The organism is Streptomyces sp. IBSNAI002 (assembly GCF_052244475.1).
Lineage (GTDB): Bacteria > Actinomycetota > Actinomycetes > Streptomycetales > Streptomycetaceae > Streptomyces.
This window is the reverse complement of sequence record NZ_JBQPXG010000002.1, coordinates 2723378-2746207: the sequence shown is the minus strand read 5'-3', so window position 1 is coordinate 2746207 and position 22830 is coordinate 2723378. Positions and strand designations below refer to the sequence as shown.

Annotated in this window: 17 protein-coding genes and 1 pseudogene; 8 read left to right on the top strand and 10 right to left on the bottom strand. The window is 72.4% G+C overall.

Annotated elements, in window-relative coordinates; all coding sequences use genetic code 11:
- Positions 1 to 16: 16 nt before the first annotated feature.
- Positions 17 to 736, top strand: coding sequence for a TNT domain-containing protein (locus ACTVZO_RS13245; RefSeq protein ID WP_443298562.1), 720 nt, complete (start codon positions 17 to 19; stop codon positions 734 to 736).
- Positions 737 to 744: 8 nt separating this feature from the next.
- A complete protein-coding gene (locus ACTVZO_RS13240) occupies positions 745 to 984 on the top strand; it encodes a hypothetical protein (RefSeq protein ID WP_443303157.1) in 240 nt (79 codons plus the stop codon).
- A 43-nt stretch (positions 985 to 1027) separates the two neighbouring features.
- Here the strand turns inward: ACTVZO_RS13240 and ACTVZO_RS13235 are convergent, their stop codons facing one another.
- From ACTVZO_RS13235 to ACTVZO_RS13210, 6 genes are all read right to left on the bottom strand, one after another.
- Positions 1028 to 2041 carry an LLM class F420-dependent oxidoreductase gene (locus ACTVZO_RS13235; protein ID WP_443298561.1) on the bottom strand — a complete coding sequence of 338 codons (1014 nt, stop codon included), beginning with the start codon at positions 2039 to 2041 and terminating at the stop codon, positions 1028 to 1030.
- Positions 2042 to 2153: 112 nt separating this feature from the next.
- On the bottom strand, positions 2154 to 2957 hold the full coding sequence (locus ACTVZO_RS13230; protein WP_443298560.1) for a hypothetical protein: 804 nt from the start codon (positions 2955 to 2957) through the stop codon (positions 2154 to 2156).
- Positions 2958 to 3108: 151 nt separating this feature from the next.
- Positions 3109 to 4044 (bottom strand): N-acetylmuramoyl-L-alanine amidase, encoded by a 936-nt coding sequence (locus ACTVZO_RS13225; RefSeq protein ID WP_443298559.1) that lies wholly within the window; start codon positions 4042 to 4044, stop codon positions 3109 to 3111.
- A gap of 632 nt (positions 4045 to 4676) precedes the next feature.
- Positions 4677 to 5309, bottom strand: a complete 633-nt coding sequence (locus ACTVZO_RS13220; protein WP_443298558.1) for a class I SAM-dependent methyltransferase — start codon at positions 5307 to 5309, stop codon at positions 4677 to 4679.
- A gap of 116 nt (positions 5310 to 5425) precedes the next feature.
- Positions 5426 to 6883 carry an FG-GAP and VCBS repeat-containing protein gene (locus ACTVZO_RS13215; protein ID WP_443298557.1) on the bottom strand — a complete coding sequence of 486 codons (1458 nt, stop codon included), beginning with the start codon at positions 6881 to 6883 and terminating at the stop codon, positions 5426 to 5428.
- A 53-nt stretch (positions 6884 to 6936) separates the two neighbouring features.
- Positions 6937 to 7371, bottom strand: coding sequence for an ATP-binding protein (locus ACTVZO_RS13210; RefSeq protein ID WP_443298556.1), 435 nt, complete (start codon positions 7369 to 7371; stop codon positions 6937 to 6939).
- A gap of 84 nt (positions 7372 to 7455) precedes the next feature.
- On the opposite strand from ACTVZO_RS13210, the gene ACTVZO_RS13205 reads away from it, so the two are divergent.
- Genes ACTVZO_RS13205 through ACTVZO_RS13195 form a run of 3 tightly spaced genes read left to right on the top strand, consistent with a single transcriptional unit; the run spans position 7456 to position 10125 of the window.
- Positions 7456 to 8304, top strand: a complete 849-nt coding sequence (locus tag ACTVZO_RS13205; RefSeq protein WP_443298555.1) for a helix-turn-helix domain-containing protein — start codon at positions 7456 to 7458, stop codon at positions 8302 to 8304.
- Positions 8264 to 8530: a DUF397 domain-containing protein gene (locus tag ACTVZO_RS13200; RefSeq protein ID WP_443298554.1), complete on the top strand. Its 267-nt coding sequence runs from the start codon at positions 8264 to 8266 to the stop codon at positions 8528 to 8530. The genes ACTVZO_RS13205 and ACTVZO_RS13200 overlap by 41 nt, the downstream gene beginning before the upstream one ends.
- A gap of 8 nt (positions 8531 to 8538) precedes the next feature.
- The gene (locus ACTVZO_RS13195) at positions 8539 to 10125 is read left to right on the top strand and encodes a serine/threonine-protein kinase (RefSeq protein ID WP_443298553.1); all 1587 of its coding nucleotides are present in this window, start codon (positions 8539 to 8541) and stop codon (positions 10123 to 10125) included.
- An 8-nt stretch (positions 10126 to 10133) separates the two neighbouring features.
- On the opposite strand, the gene ACTVZO_RS13190 is transcribed toward ACTVZO_RS13195, so the two are convergent.
- Positions 10134 to 10721 carry a hypothetical protein gene (locus ACTVZO_RS13190; RefSeq protein WP_443298552.1) on the bottom strand — a complete coding sequence of 196 codons (588 nt, stop codon included), beginning with the start codon at positions 10719 to 10721 and terminating at the stop codon, positions 10134 to 10136.
- A 142-nt stretch (positions 10722 to 10863) separates the two neighbouring features.
- Here ACTVZO_RS13190 and ACTVZO_RS13185 point away from each other — a divergent pair, with 142 nt between their 5' ends.
- The 3 genes from ACTVZO_RS13185 to ACTVZO_RS13175 all read left to right on the top strand — a co-directional run bounded on the left by ACTVZO_RS13185 (position 10864) and on the right by ACTVZO_RS13175 (position 15161).
- Complete coding sequence (locus ACTVZO_RS13185; RefSeq protein ID WP_443298551.1) at positions 10864 to 13029, top strand: acyl-CoA dehydrogenase; 2166 nt, start codon at positions 10864 to 10866, stop codon at positions 13027 to 13029.
- Between the two features lie 12 nt (positions 13030 to 13041).
- Positions 13042 to 14226 carry a lipid-transfer protein gene (locus ACTVZO_RS13180; RefSeq protein WP_443298550.1) on the top strand — a complete coding sequence of 395 codons (1185 nt, stop codon included), beginning with the start codon at positions 13042 to 13044 and terminating at the stop codon, positions 14224 to 14226.
- Between the two features lie 95 nt (positions 14227 to 14321).
- The gene (locus ACTVZO_RS13175; RefSeq protein ID WP_443298549.1) at positions 14322 to 15161 is read left to right on the top strand and encodes a class II glutamine amidotransferase; all 840 of its coding nucleotides are present in this window, start codon (positions 14322 to 14324) and stop codon (positions 15159 to 15161) included.
- A gap of 49 nt (positions 15162 to 15210) precedes the next feature.
- Here ACTVZO_RS13175 and ACTVZO_RS13170 read toward each other — a convergent pair whose 3' ends face one another.
- The 3 genes and pseudogenes from ACTVZO_RS13170 to ACTVZO_RS13160 all read right to left on the bottom strand — a co-directional run bounded on the left by ACTVZO_RS13170 (position 15211) and on the right by ACTVZO_RS13160 (position 22785).
- Positions 15211 to 15657: an SCO4225 family membrane protein gene (locus ACTVZO_RS13170; RefSeq protein ID WP_443298548.1), complete on the bottom strand. Its 447-nt coding sequence runs from the start codon at positions 15655 to 15657 to the stop codon at positions 15211 to 15213.
- A 122-nt stretch (positions 15658 to 15779) separates the two neighbouring features.
- Positions 15780 to 21879 (bottom strand): annotated as a pseudogene (locus tag ACTVZO_RS13165) (RHS repeat-associated core domain-containing protein).
- A 540-nt stretch (positions 21880 to 22419) separates the two neighbouring features.
- A complete protein-coding gene (locus tag ACTVZO_RS13160; RefSeq protein ID WP_443303156.1) occupies positions 22420 to 22785 on the bottom strand; it encodes a DNA-binding response regulator in 366 nt (121 codons plus the stop codon).
- Positions 22786 to 22830 lie beyond the last annotated feature (45 nt).

Below are 22830 nucleotides of genomic sequence, written 5' to 3'. Positions count from 1 at the left end.
CACAGGAGCTCCCCGCATGCAGCGCAGCCGCACCGCCCTGAGGATCCGCGTATTGCTCGCCGCCATGGGCTTCACCGCCGCACTGGCCACGGCCCCGGCGGCCCAGGCCGCGGCCGGCCCCGCCCCGGCCCCCGCCGCCGGGAACGCGGTGGACGCCGCCGCGGCCGCCGCGCTCCCCGGGCCCTGCACCGGCGAGTTCAAGGGCGACAAGCGGCTCGGGCCCAAGCGCCTGCCGAACAGGTGGCAGGAGCCCGTCGGCCCGCTGCTCCGCGGCTACCACCGCACCGGCAGCCTCTCCTCCGCGGACTTCCTCAAGAAGTACTGGGACGGCCCGGCCGACACCGGCGGCTGGAAGTACCCGCCGAACGACGGCTTCGCCGAGGTCAACGGCCAGGTCGACAAGGCCCCCGAGCTGCTGGAGGAGGGCGAGCGGCTCGACCGCTTCGGGTCGGAGTTCGGCTCCTACCTCGCCCCGGCCGGCGACCCGTACGCCGAGCGCGCGCTGCCCCCGCAGAACCTGAACACCCGGGACGCGGCCTTCCCCTGCGACTACCACCTGTACGAGGTGACCCGGTCGTTCACCGTGTGGGAGGGGTCCATCGCGCCCTGGTTCGAGCAGCCCGGCGGCGGCCGCCAGATCAAGCTCGACCCGGCCTTCCTGAACCCGGGCGAGGGCCAGCGGCTCAACGTCAAATGGCTGCTCGACAACGGCTACCTGGTGCCCGTCCCCGCATGACACGGCCCCTGGACCGCGCCGAGCTGGCCCGGGCACTGCGCGCGGCCGGGGTGCCCGACGGCCACTACCGGATCGAGGGCGTCCACGAACCGGCGCCCACCCCGCCGGACTTCGTCTACCTCCGCTCCCGGCCCGGCGGTGACGGCTGGGAGACGGGCGTCTACGAGCGCGGCGTCCACGAGCCCGTCGCCGCGCACGCCACCGAGGCGGAGGCCTGTGCGCACCTGCGCGGCCTGATCGGGGTGTGAGCGGAGCCGGGGGCCGTGTCCGGGCGGCCCCCGGTACCGGTCGTCACTGGCCGTTCAGCTCCGCCAGGACGCGCAGGGTGTGCGGGTCCGGGGCGGTGAGGAGCAGGTCGGTGACGGGCCCCTTGCGCCACAGTTCCAGCCGTTCCGCGATCCGCTCGCGGGGGCCGATCAGCGAGATCTCGTCGGCGAAGGCGTCCGGTACGGCGAGCACCGCCTCCTCCTTGCGGCCGGCGAGGAACAGCTCCTGGATCCGGCGGGCCTCCTCCTCGTACCCCATCCGCGCCATCAGGTCGGCGTGGAAGTTGCGGGCCGCGTGGCCCATGCCGCCGATGTAGAAGCCGAGCATCGCCTTGACCGGGAGCAGCCCCTCGGCCACGTCGTCGCAGACCTTGGCCCGGGCCATCGGGGCGATCACGAACCCGTCGGGGAGGTCGGCCAGCGAGGCCTGGTACACGTCCGTGCGGCTCGGCGACCAGTACAGGGGGAGCCAGCCGTCCGCGATCCGGGTGGTCTGGGCGATGTTCTTCGGGCCCTCCGCGCCCAGCAGGACGGGCAGGTCCGCGCGGAGCGGGTGGGTGATGGGCTTGAGCGCCTTGCCGATGCCGGTGCCGTCCTCCCCGCGGTACGGGTGCTGGTGGAAGCGGCCGTCGAGGGCGACCGGGCCCTCGCGGCGCAGCACCTGCCGGATGACGTCGACGTACTCGCGGGTCGCGGTGAGCGGGCTCGACGGGAAGGGGCGCCCGTACCAGCCCTCGACGACCTGTGGTCCGGACAGGCCCAGGCCCAGCATCATCCGGCCGCCGGAGAGGTGGTCCAGGGTGAGGGCGTGCATGGCGGTCGCGGTGGGGGAGCGGGCGGCCATCTGCGCGATGGCCGTGCCGAGGCGGATCCGCGAGGTGTGTGCGGCGATCCAGGTGAGCGGGGTGAAGGCGTCCGAGCCCCAGGCCTCGGCGGTCCACACCGAGTGGTAGCCGAGGCTCTCGGCCTCGGTGGCGAGATCGAGGTGGTCGCGGCCGGGGCCGCGGCCCCAGTAGCCGAGTGCGAGTCCGAGGCGCATGCGGTCCCCTCCGGCGCTACAGTTTCTGACGATGCGTCAGGTGACTGTAAGGCAACGGCCCCCCGCCCGGAAGGGCGGGGGGCCGTTGCCGAAACGCCGGTGAGGCGCGGGATCAGCCGCGCTGGATGTCCGAGGTGTCGTTCAGGACGCCGCGGCGGCCGTCCTGCGTCTGCGCGATCAGCGTGGCCGCGCCGCGCTGCTCGACGGCCAGGTACCAGGTGCCCGGGGCGAGTTCGGCGATCGGGGTGGGGGAGCCGTCTTCGGCGAAGAGGGGGCGGGCCACCGGGACCGCGAACCAGAACGGGGTGAAGTCGGCGGCGGGAGGGGTCGCCGCCTGCGGCGCCGGGGCCGGGGCCGGCGTCGGGGTGCCGCCGTACGGCGGGACCGGCTGCGGGGTGGAACCGTACGGCTGCTGCTGCCCGCCCGGGTAGCCGTATCCGGCGCCCGGCTGCGGCTGGCCGCCGTACGGCGGGACGGCGGCGGGCTTCGGCTCCGGCATCAGGGGGGCGGCGAGCGCCGGAACCTTGGCGCTGAAGAGGGCGACGCCGGCCAGGGCCAGGGTCGCGAGGAAGGCGATGATCGAGCCGGCGCCGAGGTCGATCTGGCTCGGGCAGGTGATCAGCGCCCAGAGCGCGGACCAGGCGGCCGAGACGGCGAGCACGGAGCCCCACGCCGCCAGCGGCAGGCCCAGCACCTTGCGAGTCTCGGGCTGGAAGCGGCCGGCGATCAGCAGGCCGGCGGCGATGAAGCCGATCAGGAAGACGCTGGGGAGCACCAGACGGTAGGAGTCGGTGTCCCACGCGCTCGGGAGGTCGCCACCGGTGGCGGAGTAGAAATCGAGGAACGAGGCGATGAACAGCAGCACCGCTGCTCCGATCACCACGCCGTCGCCTCGAGTGAGGGAGCGGATGTTCACGTCTTAGGTGTCCTTCTCGGTCTCGGTCGTCTCGTGGTGCCGCGGTCGCAGAACGTGCCTGGAGCGGGGCGGGCGGCACCATGGTACGGAGTGTCCCGCGGCCGAGCGGATCGGGGCTGCGAGCAGCCCCGATCCGGGATTCCCGAGGGGACTACCCGCCGAGGAAGCCTACGATGCCGTCGCTGATGCCCTGGGCCGCCTTCTGCCGCCACTCCGGACTCGTGAGTTGCGCCGCGTCCTTGGCGTCACGCATGTTGCCGCATTCGATGAACACCTTGGGCTGGGTTGACAGGTTCAGTCCGCCGAGATCGTCGCGGACGACCAAGCCGGTGCCGCCGCCGAGGTAGTTGGCGGGGGAAGAGCCGGTGGTCCGGGCGAAGTTGGACGCGATGCGCTCGCCGAGGCGGCGGGAGGGCTCGACGATGGCCGCGGTGTCGGCGGCCCCGCCCTTGACCTTGGCCGGGAGGATGATGTGGTAGCCGCGGTTGCCCGAGGAGACCCCGTCGGCGTGGACGGAGACGACGGCGTCGGCCTTGGCCTCGTTGCCGATGCGGGCGCGCTCGTTGATGCAGGGGCCCCAGGGGCGGTCGGCCTCGTGGGTGAGGACCACCTTGGCGCCCTGCGCTTCCAGCGCGGTCCGCAGGCGCAGGGAGACGTCGAGCGTGAACTCGGCCTCCATGTAGCCGGCGTTGGTGGTCGTGCCGGTGGTGTCGCACTCCTTGCGCGCCGTGCCGATGTCGACCTTCCGGTCGATCTCTTCGGTGTGGTCGAAGTTGCCGGTGTTGTGGCCGGGGTCGATGACGACGGTCCGGCCGGACAGCGGGCCCTTCGCGGGGGCCTCGGCGGGGGCTTCGGCAGGGGTGGGTGCGGGGTCGGCCGGGGTCGTGGCGGCGGCCGCGGGCTTCGCGTCGCGGCCGTCCGGGCCGGCCCCGGTCAGGACCTGGGTCAGGACCCAGCCGGCCAGGGCGGTCGGGGCCAGCGCGGCCACCGCGATGACGAGGGTGGAGCGGCGCGTGTACCAGGGCCGGTGGTCCGGCCCGGCCGACGCGGCGGCTTCGGGGCGTGGGGGGCTGTCGTCGTTGCGCACGCCGCGATGCTAGACCGGGGTCCTGCGGTGGGTCCGGACCGTGGGCCATCCGGGGGCGTGGTGTGCTTATACGCCTGGCCGGCGGGGCGTGGTTTGCCCCCTGGGGGATCGGCCCGCGGGGCCCGGTCGCCCTTCGCCTCAAACGCCGGCGGGGCTGGGTTTGCCCCCCCTGAGCGGGATCGGCCCGCGGGGCCTGGTCTCCGGTCGCCTCGAACGCCGGCGGGGCTGGGGTTGCCCCCCTGAGCGGGATCGGCCCGCGGGGCCTGGTCTCCGGTCGCCTCAAATGCCGGCGGGGCTGGGTTTACCCCCTTGAGCGGGATCGGTCTGCCGGGCCGTGCGCGGGGTCCCTCCGGGGCGTCTCCTCGGCTCGCGCACCGAGCCGCGTCCCGGCCGCCGGGCCACGGTTGCGCGCTCGTCCTGCGGGGACGCCCCTGCACGCCCCCGCTCCCCCACCGAGACCAGGCCCCGGCTCCGGAGCCGGGCGTGGGGTGGGGACGTGCAGGAGGGTCCCCGCAGGACGAGCGCGCGAACTGGGCGGCGCTTGCGTAGCCGGGGCTTGGTGCGCGAGCCGAGGAGACGCTCCGGAGCGGCCCCGCACCACCCCCCGATCCCGCCACCCCGCCCGGGAGGGCTTAGCGGCGGCGGTGGAGGACGCGGAGGGAGTCCGTCGCCGAGGTCTCCTCGAAGGCGCCGGAGGCGAGGGCTCGGAGGTAGATGCGGTACGGGGCCTGGCCCCCGTCGGCCGGGTCCGGGAAGACGTCGTGGATGACGAGCGTCCCGCCCACCGCGAGGTGCGGCGACCAGCCCTCGTAGTCGCCGGTGGCGTGCTCGTCGGTGTGGCCGCCGTCGATGAAGACGAAGCCCAGCGGGCCGCCCCAGGCCGCCGCGACCTGCGGGGACCGGCCGACGATCGCGATCACGTGGTCCTCGAGACCGGCCCGGTGCAAGGTGCGCCGGAAGGTCGGCAGCGTGTCCATCAGGCCGACCTCCGGGTCCACGACCGTCGGGTCGTGGTACTCCCACCCGGGCTGCTGCTCCTCGCTGCCGCGGTGGTGGTCGACGGTGATCGCCGGGACCCCGGCCTCGCGGGCCGCGTCGGCCAGCAGGATCGTCGAGCGACCGCAGTACGTCCCGACCTCCAGCAGCGGCAGTCCGAGCGCCCCGGCCGCGACGGCCGCCTCGTAGAGGGCGAGCCCCTCCCGTACGGGCATGAACCCCTTGGCCGCCTCGAAGGCGGCGAGGGTCTCCGGCTTGGGCGTGGCCATGGTTCCTCCGGCAGTCGGTGCGTGGGCCCCGGGTGGGCCCGGTGTGGCGGCCCCATGGTGCCCTACCGCCGAGTAGGGGTCCATGCCGGGGCCGGGGCCGGAGCCCCGAGGGCGGATCAGCGTGCGAAGTGCGCGCCGAAGGCGAGGCCGCGGGTCGCGGTCAGGCCGGCCTGGCCGGGGAGGATCAGCCGGGCGCCGGGCGCGGCGACCTTCGCGCCGTTGGACGGCAGGTACGTCACGGACCCGCTGTTGACGCCGTCCGCGTCGGACGCGCCGACGACCAGGTCCGCCCGCCCGTCCCGGTTCGGGTCCGCCAGCGTGACCTCGATGCCGAACTGCTCGGCCCGCCGCGCCTCGCCCGGCACCCCCGTCGAGGTGCGGTTGACCGCCTGCACTCCGGTCCCCGTGACGAGGCCGGCCGCCGATCCCCGGAACACGTGCACCCCGCCCGCGAGCGCGACCGGGCCGAGGGACTCCCCGTAGGACCCGACCGCCAGGTCCTGGTACCCGTCGCCGTCGACGTCGCCGAACGCGACGGACACGCCGAAGCCGTCGCCCTGCTCGCTCGCGCCGGGCACTCCGGGCGTGTCCTGGTCGACGACGACCGGCGTCGCGGAGGGTCCGGCCGCCGAGCCGTACGCGACGAGGATCCGGCCGCCCTTGCCGCCCGAGCGGTCGCCGATGACGACATCGCCGAACCCGTCGCCGTTGACGTCCCCGACGGCCTGCTCGTCCCCGGCCCCGAGGGGCTGCGCAGCGGCGGGGAGGAGGCCGTCGGGGCTGCCGGGCACGTAGTGGTTCAGGCTCGATACGGCGCCGGCCAGCACCAGGTCGTCGCGGCCGTCGCCGTTGACGTCCCCGCTCTCGATCCCTTCGTGGTACTGCGAGAGGCGGAAGCCCAGCCGGGTCTCGGCGGGCGCGGCCTGCGCACCGGACCTGGAGATGTTCCGGAAGGTGTAGAGCGTGCTGTCTGCGGTTGTGTTGGTGGAGGCGGCCACGACGAGCTCGGCCCTGCCGTCCCCGTCGAAGTCGCCGACGGCGAGCTTCGCGCCCCAGGTGCGCCGGTTCTGGAGGGCGGGACTGGCGAGCCGGTCGGGGTCGTCGAGGGTGACTCCGCCGGTCAGACCCGCCTTGGATCCCCAGACGACCGTGAGCAGGCCGGTGTGGTCGTTGTCGCCGTGCGCCGTCACGGCCAGGTCGGAGAAGCCGTCGCCGTCGAAGTCGCCGGCCGCGGAGACGCCGCCGAAGCCGTCGTACGCCTCCGCGCCGTCGGGTATGCCCGATTCACCCTGGGCGAGCAGCTGCCGGTCGTCCGCCGTGATCCCGTCGGCGGACCCGTAGAGGACCACCGCCTGGCCCGCCCCCTTCACCCCGGCGACGTGCGCGTAGGGCGTGCCCACGACCACGTCGTCGAAGCCGTCGCCGTTGAAGTCGGCCCGCTGTGCGGGCGCGGGCGCCGGCCTCGGCACCGGTACCGGAGCGGCCGCCGCGGTCCCCGCCGGCAGCAGCAGGCCGCCACCGACGGCGGCGGCCACGGTGAGGGTGGCGAGGGCGGTGCGCAACTTCGGTCGCATGCGGGGTCCTTCGGATCAGCCGGGAGATCGGTGGGTAGACCGGCCGCACCGGCTCATGGTTGTACGCGGCAAGGGTGTTTCGCGTCGCACTCGAACCACACCGTCTTGCCGGGCGCCTGCGGCTGCGTGCCCCAGCGGTCGGTGACGGCTTCGACGAGCAGCAGCCCCCGTCCGCCCTCGGCGAGGGCGTCGCCGCCGCGGACGGGGTGCGGGGTGCGGGGGTCCGCGTCCGCCACCTCGACCCGCAGCCCTCCCGGCCGGCGCAGGATCAGCACGGTGCACCGGCGGCCGGGTACGTGGCGTACGACGTTCGCGACCAGCTCGGTCAGCGCGAGCCCGGCGTCGTCCGACAGTTCCGCCATGGTCCACGCGGCCAGGTACGTGCGCAGGATGCGCCGCATGTGGCGGGCCGAGTGCTCACCGACGGTGAAGCCCATCCGGTAGCTGCCGTCAATGTCCGCCGGAGAGGCGTCAGTTGCGTGATTCATGTCACCAGGGTGGGATGCCGTGGTTACGCTCGGCTACGGGCTGAAACGAACGCCGCACCGTGTGAACTTGGGGGTGACCGCCTCATGGTCAACATCCGTGATCTGGACCCCAGTGCCTCGCCGCTGGACTACTACGGCTCGGAACTGCGCCGCCTGAGGGTGGGGGCGAAGCTCAAGCAGTGGCAGCTGGGCGAGACCATCTTCTGTACGGCCTCGCTGATCGGGCAGATCGAGACGGCGAGGAAGGTCCCGACACGGGAGTTCTCCGAACGGGTCGACGCCGCGCTCGGCACCGGTGGTGTGTTTTCGCGGCTGGTGGGGCTGGTGCTGAGGAGTCAGCTGCCGAGTTGGTTCCAGCCATATGCCGCGATGGAGGCCAAGGCGGCGTACATTTCCACGTTCCAGTGTCAGTTGGTGCACGGCCTGTTGCAGTCAGAGGCATACGCTCGTGCGGTCCTGAGCGTCGAGCAACCGGACACGCTCGACGCCTTCGTGGAGGCGCGGTTGGATCGCCAGCGCATCCTGACCCGCGAGAGTCCTCCAGCGTTGTGGGTGGTGCTGGACGAGGCGGTTCTGCACCGCGAGATCGGTAGCCGTGAGGTCATGCGGAAGCAACTCGCTCTCTTGTTGGACCTCCGCAACCGGCAGTGGGTGGACATCCAGGTGCTGCCGTTCTCGGCGGGCCAGCACGCGGGGATGATGGGTTCGTTCACGCTTCTGCGCCTCGAAGACGACCCGGACATCCACTACAGCGAGAGCTACGACGCAGGCCACATGACGGCCAATCCTCAAGTGATCAGGGAACGTTCCGTCGGATACGCTCGACTTCAGGCCGAGGCTCTCTCCCCTGGGAAGTCGGCGGCCCTGATCGCTCGCGTGATGGAGGAACGCTATGGAGACCATCCAGGACCTGGTGGGCGCGCGGTGGCGTAAGTCCTCGTACAGCGGCAGTAACGGCGGCGAGTGCGTCGAGTGCGCCCCGCTAGGTGCCGCCGTCTGGCGTAAGTCCTCGTACAGCGGTGACACCGGCGGGCAGTGCGTGGAAGTCTCCACCCGGCCCTGTCTCGTCGCCGTGCGGGACTCCAAGGACCCCGGCGGGCCCGTTTTCACCGTCCAGGCCCCGGCGTTCGCGGCGTTCGTGAGGTTCGTCTCGGTATGATCCGACCCTTGCCGCAGGGACCGGACGGTCCGACGCACGTGGGGCCGTTCAAGGTGGCCGGTGTGCTCGGGCAGGGCGGCATGGGGCGGGTGCTGCTGTGCGCGGGTCCCGACGGGCGGCTCGTGGCCGTCAAGCAGGTGCTCGCGCACTTCGCCGACGACGAGGGGTTCCGGGCCCGGTTCCGGCGTGAGGTGGCCGCCTCGCGCAAGGTCTCCGGTGCCTATACGGCGGCCGTGATGGACGCCGACCCGGACGCGCCGACGCCATGGCTGGCCTCGGTGTTCGTGGCGGGTCCCTCGCTCGGGGCGGTGGTCAAGAAGGACGGCGTGCTCGACGAGGCCGTGGTCCACCGGCTCGCGGCAGGGCTGGCCTCGGCCCTGGTGGAGATCCACCGGGCGGGGCTGATCCACCGGGACCTCAAGCCCGACAACGTGCTCCTCACCGAGGACGGCGTGCGCGTCATCGACCTGGGGATCGCGCGGGCCACCGGGGGCGCGTCCGACGGGGAGACCGGGCTGACGCGCACCGGCTGGGTGATCGGTTCGCCCGCGTTCATGTCGCCCGAGCAGGCCGAGAGCAAGCCGCCCACCCCGGCGAGCGATGTGTTCTCGCTCGGGTCCGTGCTGGTCATGGCGTTGACGGGGAGGAGCCCGTTCGCCGGGACCTCGACCCTCCAGACGCTCTACGACGTCGTGCACTGCGCGCCCGACCTCGGCGCCGTGCCCGCCGGGCTGCGCGGGATCGTGGAGCGCTGCCTCGCCAAGGATCCGGCCGCGCGGCCGACCCCGGCGCAGTTGCTGGAGCTCCTCGGGCCGGTCGCTCCGGCGGGCCGGCAGTGGCCGGCCGCCGTGTACCGGATGCTGGCCGCGCAGCGGGAGGACATCGACCGGCTGTTCTCCGGCGAACCGGCGGACGACGCGATCCCGGCACCGCCGGAGCCGCAGCCGCAGCCGGAGCCCGAGCCGGAGCCCGGGCCCGCCGGGGAGGTGGTGGAGCGTGCGGCCGAGGTCACGCGGGACGCCCCGCCCCGGCCGGCCGTGCCGCCGCGCCGGGCCCCGCGGTCGCGGCAGCGCACGGTGGCCCTGGTGGCGGCCGGGGTGCTCGCCGCGTCGGGTCTCGGCGTGGGCGTGTACGCCATGGACTGGGACGCGGCCGGCTCTCCCGCCGCGTACCCCGACGTACCGGCCTGCCCGGAGGTCACCGAGCGCATCGCGCTGACCGGCCGGGAGTCGAAGGAGGACTACCGCAGCGCGACCGGCCGGCAGGCGCACACGATGTGCTCCTGGTACGACTTCCCGGCCGACCGGCGGATCGCGCTGGTCCGGTGGGACGTCAAGCGCGGCGCCGGCGCCGTCGCCGACGCCAGGCTCCAGCAGACCGGTTTCGCCGCGGACGCGGCCCAGGGGACCCGGGCGAGCGGCCTGGGGTTCGGGGACGGCGCGTACTGGCAGTCCACCGGCACCGAGTGGACCTGCGTGCTCTCGGTCCGGCAGGGCAACCTCGTGGTGTGGGTCGGCCTGTACCGGCCCGGCGGGTGCGAGGCCAAGGCCAAGGAGGTCGCCAGGGCGGCGCTCGCGGCGGTGCCCGGGGCCTGACCCGTCTCTCAGTCGAAGAGGTCGAGGAGGTCCGGGGTTCCGTCGGCGGCGGCGGACCGGGCCCGCATCGGGCGCGGCTCCGGGTAGGTCTCCGTCGCGGCCCTGGTGCGGACGGCCTCCGGCCCGCCGCACTCCGCGACCGCGAAGGCGCCGAAGACCTCGGCGAACGCGGCCGGGTCGCGGAACTCCACGCCGAACGCCCGGCCGTCCCGGAGCGGCACCCACATCGCCCGGTCGCGCCGCGGCCACTGGGCCACCGGCTGGTCGTCCGCGGTCGAGCGCCCCTCCAGCCACAGCCGTGCCACGTGCAGCAGGTTCACCTGCTCCATGGACAGGCGCTTGCGCCGCACGCGCAGTTCCCGTGCCGTGAGCGTGATGCGCTGGTCCTTCTTCGGGTACCAGACGACGCCGATCCCGAACGTCCCCCACAGCAGGATCCCGATCATCGGCAGGACCACGGCGTCGCCCCACGAGCGGAGCAGCCCGCCGTCCAGCAGGTACAGGACCCCGAAGACCAGGACCCACTTCGCCGTCATCCGCCAGAACCCGGTGCCCTGCCGGTACAGGACCCGCTGCTTGCTCGTCAGTGCTGCCATGCCCGCACGGTATCCGCAGCCGTCCCGCCCGCCTGAAGGCGGCCCTTCGCCGGCCCGCGCGCCGGCCCCACGGCGCCTCCGAGCCGATCCCGGCACTCATCTGACCTTCCGTCAGATTGGAACGTGTTCTAGTCTGCCGCGCATGGGCATCGGAATCACGCAAGAACAGCGGGAGTTGGCCGAGGCGGTGCGCGGGTGGGTGGCGCGGACCGTCCCGCCCGAAGAGGTGCGCAAACTTCTCGACACCCCGCCGCAGACCGGGGCTAGGCCCGCCTACTGGGACGCGATGGGCGCACAGGGGCTGCTGGAGCCGCACCTGGAGGGCGGGACGCTGCTCGATCTGGCGGTCGTGGTGGAGGAGGCCGCCCGGGCGGCGCTGCCCGGGGCGTACCTGCCGAGCGCGCTGGCTTCCGTCCTGCTGGACCGGGCCGGGGCCGAGCCGCTCGACGGCCGGGTCGGGGCGGTGGCCCTCGGCCCCGGGAGCCTGACCGCCGTCGCCGTCGAGGGCGGCGGGTACCTGCTCGACGGCGCCGCGCCGCCGGTGCTCGGCGCCGGTGAGGCCGACCTCGTCCTGCTCGCCGCCGAGGCCGCGCACGGCACCCGCTGGTTCGCCGTGGACGCCGCCGCGCTGGACATCCGTACGCACGAGAGCGCCGACCCGACCCGGCCCACGGCCGAGGTGCACGCGCGCGGGGTCACCGCCCCGCCCGGCCGGGTGCTGGAACTGGACGCGGCCCTGGTGCGGGACCTGGCCTGCGCGCTCTTCGCCGCCGACGCCTGCGGCACCGCCGCCTGGGCGCTGCGCACGGCCGCCGAATACGCGAAGGTGCGTGAGCAGTTCGGCCGCCCCATCGGGCAGTTCCAGGGCGTCAAGCACCTGTGCGCCGACATGCTGGTGCGTCTCGAGCAGGCCAGGGCGCTCGCCTGGGACGCGGCGCAGGCGATGGACGAACCGGCGGAGGTGCGCTCGCTCGTCGCGGCGCTCGCCGCCGGGACCGCGCTGGACGCCGCGTACTCCTGCGCCAAGGACTGCATCCAGGTGCTCGGCGGGATCGGGTTCACCTGGGAGCACGACGCCCACGTCTACCTGCGCCGGGCCCTGGTCGCCCGCCAGCTCCTGGGCCCGGGCGACGGGCACCGGGTGCGGGCCGTGCGGCTCGCGGCGGCGGGGGCCCGGCGGGAGCTGCGGCTGCGGCTGCCCGAGGAGGCCGAGGCCCACCGGGCGAAGGCGCGGGCCGCCATCGAGGAGGCGCGCGGGCTCGACCCGGCCGCCGCCCGGCGGATCCTGGCCCCCACCGGCTACGCGGCCCCCTACCTCCCGCCCCCGTACGGTCTGGGCGCGGGCCCCGTCGAACAGCTCGTCGTCCAGCAGGAGCTGCGCGATGCCGGGGTCAAGGTCGCCGACCTCGGCATCGCCACCTGGGTCGTGCCCTCGCTGCTGGCCTACGGGACGGACGCGCAGCGCGAGGCCTACGTCCTGCCGACGCTGCGCGGGGACGTGACCTGGTGCCAGCTCTTCTCCGAGCCGGGGGCGGGCTCCGACCTGGCCTCGCTGCGGACCCGGGCCGAGCGTGCCGAGGACGGCTCGTGGAGGGTCAACGGGCAGAAGGTGTGGACGAGTTCCGCGCACAGCGCCGACTTCGGGATCCTGCTGGCCCGGACGGACCCGGCCGCGCCCAAGCACAAGGGGCTCGGTTACTTCGTCGTCGACATGAAGCGCACGCCCGGTATCGACATCCGGCCGCTGAAGGAGATCACCGGCGAGGCCCTCTTCAACGAGGTGTACTTCGACGACGTGGTGCTGCCGGCGGACGCGCTGGTCGGGGCGGCCGACGGCGGATGGAAGGTGGCCCGCAACACCCTCGGCAACGAGCGGGTCCACATGGCCGACCAGATGAGCTTCGACACTCCCGCCGGGCCTGGCGGCCCGGGAGGTACCCCCAGCCTGGAAGCGCTGATCGCCCGCTCGGCCGAACTCGACGGCGCCCACCGGGCCCGGATCGGGGCGCTGGCCGCCGAGGCGCACGCGCTGGCCTGCATCGGGCTGCGCACCACGCTCCAGCAGGTGTCGGGGCTGGAGCCGGGCGCGGGTGCGTCCGTACGCAAACTCGTGCAGACCCCGCACCAGCAGCGGACCGCGGAGCTCGCACTCGAACTGCTGGGCCCGGCGGGCGCGGTGCGCGAGGGGGCGGGGGAGCGGGCGGTGCACGGGATGCTCATGTCCCGCTGCCTGACCATCGCCGGGGGCACCACGCAGGTCCAGCTCAACGTCGTCGCCGAGCGGATTCTCGGCCTACCCAGGGACTAGGAGTTGTCGGGCATGAAGTCGTACATCGTGGGCGTCGGCATGACGAAGTTCGAGAAGCCGGAGTCGCGGGACTGGCAGTACTGGGACATGGCCAAGGAGGCCGGGAGCGCGGCGCTGGCGGACGCGGGCGTGGACTACGGGCTGGTGGAGCAGGTGCCGGTGGGCTACTGCTTCCAGGCCTCCACGGCCGGCCAGCGGGCGGCGTACGAGCTGGGGCTGAGCGGGGTCCCGGTCTACAACGTGAACAACAACTGCGCGACGGGTTCGACGGCGCTGATGTTGGCGCGGCAGTTCGTGGAGGGCGGACTGAACGACTGCGTACTGGCGCTGGGCTTCGAGAAGATGAAGCGCGGCGCGCTGGGCGGCGGGGCCGACGGAGGCGACTTCAAGACCTCGCCGGTGGCCCGGCACTACGGGATCATGGCGGCGGCGCACGGCTTCGAGATGTCCCCGCCGACCGCGCAGATCTTCGGGAACGCGGCCCGCGAGCACATGGAGCGCTACGGGACCACGGCCGCGCAGCTCGCGGCGGTCGGCGCGAAGAACCACCGGCACTCGGCGAACAACCCGAACGCACAGTTCCAGGACGTGTACTCGGTGGAGGAGATCCTCGCGGCGAAGGAGATCCACGCGCCGCTGACGAAGCTCCAGTGCTCGCCGACCTCGGACGGGGCCGCGGCGGCGCTCGTCGTGTCCGAGCGGTTCGTGGTGCGGCACGGGCTGCACGACAAGGCGGTGGAGATCGTCGCCCAGTCGATGACGACGGACACCGAGGCCAGCTTCGGCGGCTCGTGCATCGACGTCGTCGGCAAGCCGATGACGGCCGCCGCGGCCCGCCGCGTGTACGAGGCCTCGGGGCTCGGCATCGAGGACGTGGACGTGATCGAGCTGCACGACTGCTTCTCGGTCAACGAGCTGCTGACGTACGAGGCGCTGGGCATGTGCGAGGACGGGGCCTCCGGCAAGCTCGTGGAGAGCGGCGCCACCACCTACGGCGGGCGCTGGGTCGTGAACCCGTCCGGCGGCCTGATCTCCAAGGGCCACCCGCTGGGGGCGACCGGGCTCGCCCAGGCCGCGGAGCTGGTGTGGCAGCTGCGCGGGGAGGCCGGGGCCCGGCAGGTCGCCGGCGCGGGCGTGGGACTCGCCCACAACATCGGGCTGGGCGGGGCGGCGGTGGTGACGCTGCTGCGGCGGTAGGCCGTGCGGGGCGGGCCCGTTCGCGTGGCGCGCCCCGGGGAAGGAGCCGAGAATGGGAGGGTCCACCGGCTCCAGGGGACGGCAGGTGAGGGCGCATGTGCCGATGGCTCGCTTATTCAGGAACGCCGATGTTGCTCGACACCATCCTGTACAAACCGGTGCATTCCCTGATCGATCAGAGCCTGCACTCGAAGCTGGGTGTGGAGACGACGAACGGTGACGGCTTCGGCGTCGGCTGGTACACGGAGACGGAGGAGACCGACACCCCGGCGGTCCTGCGGGACATCGGCCCCGCGTGGAACAACCGGAACCTGCGGGAGATCGCGGACCACGTCCGCTCCCCGCTGTTCTTCGCGCACATCCGGGCGTCGACCGGCACGGCGGTGCAGCAGACGAACTCGCATCCGTTCCGGCACGGACGCTGGATGTTCATGCACAACGGGGCCGTCGCCGGGTTCCACCTCATGCGCCGGGAGCTGTGCCTGCTCGTGGATCCGGCCCTGTTCGCCGACATCGAGGGGACGACCGACTCCGAGGTGATGTTCTACCTGGCCCTCACCTTCGGCCTGGAGGACGACCCGCCGGCCGCCGTCGCCGCGATGGCGGGGGTGGTCGAGCGGGCGGGCCGCGCGCACGGGGTGGAGTTCCCGCTCCAGATGACGCTCGCCATCACCGACGGCGAACGCGTGTGGGCCTTCCGCTACTCCAGCGAGCACAAGTCCCGGTCGCTGTTCTACAGCAGCCGCGTCGATACGCTGCGCAGGCTGCACCCGGACGTGGCGTTCCTGCAGGGCGTCTCCGACGAGACCCGGCTCATCGTGTCCGAGCCCCTCGGTGACCTGCCCGGCGCCTGGAACGAGGTGCCGGAGAGCAGCTACGGCATCGTGCAGCCCGGGGCGGACGCGCTGTTCCCGTTCACCCCCGCGGCGGCGTGACGGGCCGGGATCCGGGATCCGGGATCCGGGTTCACGGGTGCGTGGCGGCTCAGGCGTGCCAGAGGGCGAAGAGGGCCGCGAAGAAGCAGAGGGCGACCGCCGGGACCACCCAGGGGGCGGTGGCGGAGCGGCGGGCGGAGCGGGCCATGCGGGCCAGGAAGCTCGCGTTGAGGAGCCCGGCGGCCACGCAGTAGACGAACCACAGCGGCTCGAAGAGCAGGGCCGGGGACTCGGCGTAGAAGTTGTACCCCAGCAGCCAGGTGTCGACCTGGGTGACGACGAGGAACAGGTGCACGGCCAGCAGCCACGGCAGGGTCAGGATGACCGCCAGGTGACGCGGCAGCCAGCTCCCGTCACCGAGCCCGGCGCCGCCGGCCATGGCCCACAGCGCGCAGAACGCGAGGAGGACGAGGTACACACGGGAAACCGGCTCGCTCCAGGCGCGTATCGCGGCCTGCCGGATGCGGCGGGAAACGGGTTCTTTCACGGTCTGCATGATCAGTCACCTGGAGTCTCGCGGGTCGCGCCATCGTAAGGGAAAGGGCGGAGTGGTGGACGGGGTGGTGGACGGAATTCCGGTGAATTCCGTCCACCACCCCGATGGATCTTGCTATTCGCCTACCAGAGGATCCGGCGCAGGTTCTGTGCCAGGCGGCCCCACGTGTTGTAGGCGCCGTTCTTGTACATCCAGCCCGGGATCCAGCGGTCCGCCCACGTGTTGCCCTCGGTGTGGCCGTGGACGTTCAGGTAGAGGTACCCGTACTGGCGCCAGTACGGCTTTCTGGTGATCCAGAATTCGATGTAGGAATTCCGTCCGTAGACGATGCTGCCCGGAGCGGCCCACAGCAGCAGGTAGGTGGACCCGATGTATCCGACGCGGACGTTGAAGTTGATCGAGCCCACGCCGAAGATGCTGTCGCGCAGCGACATGTGCTGCCAGTAGTAGTGAACCCGGCTGGCCCGCCCGCCGAGCGGGAAGATCTTGCCGAAGTAGTTCATCCAATAGCTGAACACGCCCTGGGGAGTTGCCTTCCCCTGACCCAGGTAGAACTGGAAGCTGTAGTCCAGCAGACCCGTCGGGTCGGCGCAGTTCACCGCGTCACCGGAACAGTAGACGTAGGCGTTGGCCCCGCCCTCCGGGTCCGCGTCGGCGCTCAGGAAGCGGCCGGTGGCAGGGTTGTACAGGCGCACGCCCATCAGGGTGAGCCCGCTGACCGTTTCCCCGGAACGCTGCTTGGCTCCCAGGTAGTCGTAGCGCGAATCGGGGGTTCCGGCACGCGGGTTGCCGTATTCGTCGGTCTCCAGCGCCACGGGCGGCTGGGAGGTGTCCAGCGGGAGCTGGAGGGCCACGTCACCGTGGATGTTCGTCAGCTGCAGCACGGTGGCGCCGGTCGCGCTCGTGGTCGCGGCGAAGTCGCCGGTGGCCGAGCTCACCATGCGGGTGATGCCGCCCGCCTGGGTGTCCTCCACGATCCAGCTGGGGCTGTCGCCGTCCGCCGCGTAGTGGTTGAGCTTGGACGCGGTCTGCGTCCACGTGCCGGAGGCGTTGCTCTCCACCGTCCAGGAGCGGAACCGCTGGGAGGCGTCCAGCTGCCAGGTCTGGCGCTTGGAGCCGGCGGTCTGCTGGCGCACCAGGTCGTTGTTGTAGTAGCCGACGGTGGTGCCCGGAAGCGCCGTCGTGCGTCCGTAGGCGTCGTACGCGTAGCCGCTGTCGGTGATGCGGTCGGCGCTGTCGTAGGTGTGGTTGACGGTCGTGCCGCCCGAGGTCGGGCAGGCCGCTCCCGTCGCGCCCGCCGCGGTGGTCTCGGACGTGCGGTTGGAACGGGTGTCGAAGGTGTAGGTCCGGGTCGTGCAGCTCTGGGCGGCCTGGTCCCGGGTGGCGGTCAGACGGCCGAGGCCGTCGTAGTCGAACTCCTGGGCCGACAGCCCGGAGTGGGTGAGGACCTGGCCGTGGACCGAGCGGGTCACGCTGTCGGACAGGACGGCCGTGCCGTCGCTGGTGCGCGTGTACTCACGGGCGATCACCGCGCCGGTGGGGTCCCGCCGCTGGGTCAGCGTGTAGCCGCCCGGCAGCAGTTCGGTCAGGGCGGCGCCGTCGGCGTCGTAGGTGACCTTGAAGGTGCCCGCGACGGAGTCGGTGACCTGGGTGGCCACGGCACGGGGCTCGGCCGCGTGGTCATAGCCGTACGTCACCGTCGAGGGGACGGAGTCGCTGCTGGTGACCGGACGGTCCAGCAGGTCGTAGGCGGTCGTGGTGGTCCCGCCGTCCGCATCGGTGTACGAGACGACACGACCGAGCCTGTCGAAGGCGGTGGTGATGGTTCCGGCGGTCGGCGACAGGGTCTTCACCGCGCGTCCGCTCACCGGGTCGTACTCGGTGCGGGTCTCGGGCACCACGGTGCCGAGACCGCCGGTGACCTTCACACCGGTCTGCCGGCTGCCCGCGTCGAAGGTCTTCTCCGTGACGCGGGTCTGCCCCGCAACGGTCTCGGTCGACTTGGTCGTGTTGCCCCAGAAGTCGTACTCGGCCGACACCGTGGGACGCTCGGCGGGGTTGGCCCCGCCGCCGGTGATCTGACCGCCGGGCTTGCACGCAGGGCTTGTCGGCCCACTCCGGTCGGCCCTGGCAGGCGCCGGTCCCGGTGGCGGACCAGTACGTCGTGACCTGCGAGGTCGCGCCCTGTCCGGTCGTGCCCGGCCGCGTCTCGTTGACCGCGCGTCCCTGGTCGTCGTACTCCAGGGTCTCGGTGATCGCGAGGCCGCCCGGGTCCTGGACCGTCCTGGTCTTGAGCCCCTTGACCCAGTCGTAGGTGTGCTCGGTGACGCGGGGCTCCGCCATCACGGTCGGGAAGCCGAGCGGCTGAGCGCCGGTGGAGACCCGGGTGATCTGGTCCTCGACCGTCGCCGAACCGTCCGTGGGACGGCCCTCGTCGTAGGTGTTCTTCGTCCAGTTGCGGGCCACGATCGACTCGCCGGCCGCGGCCAGCGTGCTCCCGCCGGAGGTCAGCGGCTTGGCGAGGGTGATGCGGCGCAGCGGCGCGAAGGCCTCCAGGCCGCGGGTCCCGCTCTCGTTGTAGACGGTGCGCGCCGAGAGCAGCTCGGCCCGCTCCTCCGTCGTCAGGCCCTGGACGCCGAGGTCGGCGAGCTGGGCCCGGTCGGCCGCGGAGACGCCCAGCGCCAGTTCGCGGTTGGCCGCCGAGAGGCTGCGGACGGTGTTGCCGTTCCGGTCGTACTCCTTGGTGGTGACGTGCCCGCCGGGAGAGGCCGTGTTGGTCTCGCGGCCGGACGCGTTGGTGTACATGATCGCCGCGCGGGTGTAGCTCCCCGCGGTCAGCTGGGTGCCGTCGTTCGAGGCGGGCACGCTGTCGGCGCTGAAGACGGCGGTGGCGTCGGTGACGAGTTCCCGTTGTCCCCAGGTCCGCAGGTCCGCGGCGCCCATCTGGTAGGGGGCCTTGGCGCCGGTCAGCGGCACGTCGTAGACGACGCTGGTCGCGGCGGTGCCCTCCACCACATCGGTGGTGCCCTGCTTCAGGCCGGGCCGCGACATGCCGAGCAGCATGCCCTCACCGGCCGCGGCGCTGTTGCCCGCCTTGCCGTAGGTGAAGGTGAACGGCAGCTCCGACTGCGAGCCCAGGGTGGTCACGCGGCCTGCCGCGTCATAGCCGTACTCGGTCTGGGTGGACTGGGCCACGTTCGGGTTCCAGCGCTGGCGCAGCCGGCCCTGGTCGTCGTACCGGTAGGTGGACATGGGCTTGGACGTGGCCGCGGCGGCGCCGGGCTCGGTCGCCCACAGGCGGATCTCCTTGACCTGCCCGGCGAAGTCGCCGTAGGCGAGCGTGGTGGCCGTGGTGTTCGTGGCGTACACGAACTCCACCACCCGGCAGCCCTTGGTGGACGGCGTCGCCTGGCAGGTGGCCATCGGCACCGCGGAGGTGGCCGCGACCAGGAGCTTCGGCCGCGGCAGCTTCTTGCCGTCGACGGTCACGATCTCGGCGACCGCCTTGCTCTCGGTGCCCGACAGGCCTTCGCGCTCGGTGGTGGTGGCCACCCAGACGGGCTGCGCCGGGTCCTGCTTGGTGAGCTCGGTGACGATGCCGGCCGAGTCCTTCAGGGTGAAGGAGCCCGTGAAGGAGCCGGTGAGGTCGAGTTCCTCGGAACCGGGCTCCGGCTTCCAGCCACCGCCGGTGACGGCGGTGAAGCCGACCTCGAGTCCGGCGGCGGACACCAGCGCGAGGGAGGTGTCGGAGGTCTTGCGGACCTGCTGCCAGGCACTCGCCTCGTCCAGGACGGTCCCGGAGATCCACTCCTTGCCGAAGATCGGCGCGGTCTGGGAGGAGGCGGTCTGCCGGCCGCGGGAGGCGGCGGTGCGCGAGACGGTCATGCCGAAGGCACTGGCGTCGGTCGCCGACAGGACGTAGTCACCGGTCAGCATGTTCAGCACGCCCGGGCCCATGGTCTGGGTCGGGGAGGTGCCCGCGTTGCGGTCGACGGTCAGGACGTTGGCGGGGGAGTTCGCCGTCTGGGCGCCCACGGCGAACACCGCACGGACCTCGACGGGTCCGTCCACGGCCAGCGTGTCGGTCAGGTTCCAGGTGAGCGCCTCGGGTGCGCCCTGGGGTGCGGGCAGCGGCCAGGACGCCACGGCCGAGCCGTCGGACGCCTTGCGGACGTCGGCGACCGGCACGTTCTGCCAGGTGTCGGTCTCGCCGCGGCGGTACTGGTAGGTGACGCCGGTGTACGTGTCCTTGCCCTGCGCGGACAGGACCGTGCGGCGCGCCGAACGGTCTCCGGCGGCCGGGGTGAGCAGCGCCGCGCCGGAGCCGGCCGCGAACGGGTACGAGGTCTCGGCGGAGAGGTTGCCGGCCTTGTCCCGGGTGCGGACCTTCAGCGTGTGCTGACCCGCGGAGAAGCCCAGGTTCCGGGTGACCGCCGTAGTGGAGCTGACGGTGGTCCAGGCGGCGCCGTCCAGCGCGTACTGGATGTCGCGCACGTCCGCGCCGGGCGGGGTGAAGGTGAAGTCACCCGCCAGCTTGCCCTCGGCGTCCGGGGTGCCCGACCAGGTGTCGCGGGGGAAGGCGGCGGAGGCGACGGCGGTGGTGGCCGGGGCGGTGGTGTCGACGGTGAACGTCTTCCACTCCGACCAGCCCAGGTTGTAGTGGGTGCCGTCGTACGGGGAGGAGCGGAACTTGTACGTCTTTCCGTTGGTGAGCACCCCGGCGGGGACGGTCACCGGGGCGGCCTGACCGGAGGGCACGAAGGAGGACCGCAGTACCTCGCCGACCTGGGTGTCGGTGGCCGAGTCGAAGATCTGGTAGGCGCCCTGGACGGTGTCGCCGTTCGTGTCGACGAAGGTGTCGCGCAGGGTGGGGGTCGGGGTGTTGACGGTGTAGGCGCCGCCGTAGGAGAAGAACGGCGGGCCGGCTTCCTGCTTGGTGCCGGTGCGGGGACGGTAGTTGTAGGTGACCGTCAGCTTGGGGACGTTGGAGGCGGCGTTGGAGGAGTTGACCCTCTTCCACTGCTTGGTGTTGTTCTCGTCGGTGGCCCGCAGGCCCATGCTGGAGAACGTCCACTTGTTGTTGGACCAGTGCTGGACCAGGTTGGTGACGTTGGCGTTGATCCAGCCGTCGGGCTGGGCGGCGCAGCCGGGGTTGCCCTTGGTCTCGGTGGAGGTGGCCATTTTGGTGACCATGGCGGGCTGGCTGGTCCAGCGGGAGGCGGTGGTGGGTCCGTTGGAGGTCCACACCTCCCAGGGCTGGGTGGTGCAGTCGGTGTTGCCGGAGTGGAAGTTCCACAGCGAGAGCTTGGCGTCGGAGATGAGTGCGTCGGCGACGGGTGCGGTGTTCCAGGTGATGAAGGAACGGGCGGTGCGCCAGGTTCCGTCGGCGTTCTTGGTGCCGGGGTTGCCGAGGTCGAGTTCGGTGTCGTTGGACCAGTCGACGGTTTCGCCCTGCTGGACGTAGGTGTCGAAGAGGTTGCCGAGTGAGGAGGTGGAGGGGTCGACGGTGACGGGGTACTTCGTCGCGGGGTCCGCGAGGAAGGCGGCGTCGGGGGTGATGACGAGGTCGACGCCGTCCTTGGTCTTGACGGCCTTGAGGCCGACCTTGGCGCGTCGGGTGTGTTCGCCGGAGGCGGGGTCGACGGTGGCGTCCCACATGACCGGGGCGGGCATGGTGGCGGTCTTCTTCGACTTCTTGTCGGTGAACAGCACGCTGCCGTCGGGTTGCTGTTCGACCTTCAGGCCCTTGGTCTTCAGGGGCAGGGTGTAGCCGAAGCCGGCCTCGGGCTTCGCCTTGAGGTCGACGAACTGCTCGAAGCCGGTCCGGGTCGCCTCGACGATCAGGTCCGCGCCGGGTATCGCGCCTTCGTAGGTGGCGCGGGTGCCGTCCAGCTTCGGGGCGGGCAGGCCGCCGCGCCACTGGAGCGTGATCGCCTCGTCGCCGGAACCCAGCGTCACCAGGTCCGCGGCCGGAGCGGACTGGGCGGCCCGCAGCGAGGCCGCCTTGGTGCCGGTCTTCCCGGTGAGTCGCAGGCCGCGCGGGTGGGCCTTCGACGAGACGGAGCCGTCCGCCTGCGCGGCCAGCGCCACGTCCACGTCACGCCACTGGCCGGTCGCCGCGTCCTGGAAGCGGACCGGGCCGGCGAAGACCTCGGAAGTGAGCGAGCCGTCCTCGTTCACCCAGGTCGTCGACGTCTCCGTACGCTCCGACAGTGCCTCCACCCGCTCGCCGTACAGGCGGGCGGCGACGCGCGCCGAAGCGATGTCGGCGGCCGAAGTCGGCCCCTTCCGGGCGTCCTGACCGGGCTGAGGCGCACCGGGCGACGCGAGGGCGGTTTCGGCTCCGTACAGCGTCGATATCGACGTCACCATCGCCAGACCTGCCGCTATCGCGCGCAGTCTTCGGACGTTCATGTCCCCCCAAAGAAATGACTTCAAAGAATGAACAGCGCCGCACTGATTGCAGCCGGGGGGAACGTAGCGTGCAGGTAAAGAGTAAATAAGGGGCAACAGCAGATTAAAGCGGACGGGTAGGTTCCGGACTGTTATCCGATCTTGATTTTCCTTTTTGTGCCGGTTGTGGCGGCAGTTTTGGATACGTTCCGGGTGTTTGCCGGGCGCGCGCCGAGCTGAATTCCGGGCAGTCGGCAGCCGTCGGATCGTCAACTGTGCGGGGCGGTCGGGCGGCTGCGTTTCGGCCGCTCAATTCACCCTGGATGAATTGGATGTGACGGGCCGTTCGGTGCGGCTCCGTGGCAGGGTTTATTCCTGCGGGGCTTCGAGAGCCGGATCGACGACGACTTCACCCATCGAGGCGCGGCGGACGGCGTCCGCCAGGTATTCGATCGGGCCGTCGCGCAGCACCAGTCCGGCCGCGCCCGCCGCCAGGGCCGAGGCCGCCAGGCCGGCGTGTGCGGAGCCCGTCATGACCAGCACCCGGCACTCCGGATTCTCGGTCAGCACCGCTGGCACGGACCCGACTTCCTCGACCAGCGCCACCGCCGGGCGGGACAGGGCGGAGGACACCACCTCGATGTCGGGCTGCAGTCCGAGGCGCAGCGCGAGGGCCGGGGCCGGCGGGTCCAGCAGGACCCGCAGGGAGCGCGCCGGACGATGGTGCACGGGCATTTCCTCCACCCGCGAAGGCTACGCCCCCCGCCCGGTGGAGCGGGC

Coding starts and splice junctions, on each gene's coding strand:
- ACTVZO_RS13200 (WP_443298554.1), top strand. CDS start 8,264: ATGGAGACCATCCAGGACCTGGTGGGCGCGCGGTGGCGTAAGTCCTCG.
- ACTVZO_RS13215 (WP_443298557.1), bottom strand. CDS start 6,883: ATGCGACCGAAGTTGCGCACCGCCCTCGCCACCCTCACCGTGGCCGCC.
- ACTVZO_RS13185 (WP_443298551.1), top strand. CDS start 10,864: ATGGGCATCGGAATCACGCAAGAACAGCGGGAGTTGGCCGAGGCGGTG.
- ACTVZO_RS13190 (WP_443298552.1), bottom strand. CDS start 10,721: ATGGCAGCACTGACGAGCAAGCAGCGGGTCCTGTACCGGCAGGGCACC.
- ACTVZO_RS13210 (WP_443298556.1), bottom strand. CDS start 7,371: ATGAATCACGCAACTGACGCCTCTCCGGCGGACATTGACGGCAGCTAC.
- ACTVZO_RS13175 (WP_443298549.1), top strand. CDS start 14,322: ATGTGCCGATGGCTCGCTTATTCAGGAACGCCGATGTTGCTCGACACC.
- ACTVZO_RS13180 (WP_443298550.1), top strand. CDS start 13,042: ATGAAGTCGTACATCGTGGGCGTCGGCATGACGAAGTTCGAGAAGCCG.
- ACTVZO_RS13205 (WP_443298555.1), top strand. CDS start 7,456: ATGGTCAACATCCGTGATCTGGACCCCAGTGCCTCGCCGCTGGACTAC.
- ACTVZO_RS13245 (WP_443298562.1), top strand. CDS start 17: ATGCAGCGCAGCCGCACCGCCCTGAGGATCCGCGTATTGCTCGCCGCC.
- ACTVZO_RS13160 (WP_443303156.1), bottom strand. CDS start 22,785: ATGCCCGTGCACCATCGTCCGGCGCGCTCCCTGCGGGTCCTGCTGGAC.
- ACTVZO_RS13235 (WP_443298561.1), bottom strand. CDS start 2,041: ATGCGCCTCGGACTCGCACTCGGCTACTGGGGCCGCGGCCCCGGCCGC.
- ACTVZO_RS13170 (WP_443298548.1), bottom strand. CDS start 15,657: ATGCAGACCGTGAAAGAACCCGTTTCCCGCCGCATCCGGCAGGCCGCG.
- ACTVZO_RS13220 (WP_443298558.1), bottom strand. CDS start 5,309: ATGGCCACGCCCAAGCCGGAGACCCTCGCCGCCTTCGAGGCGGCCAAG.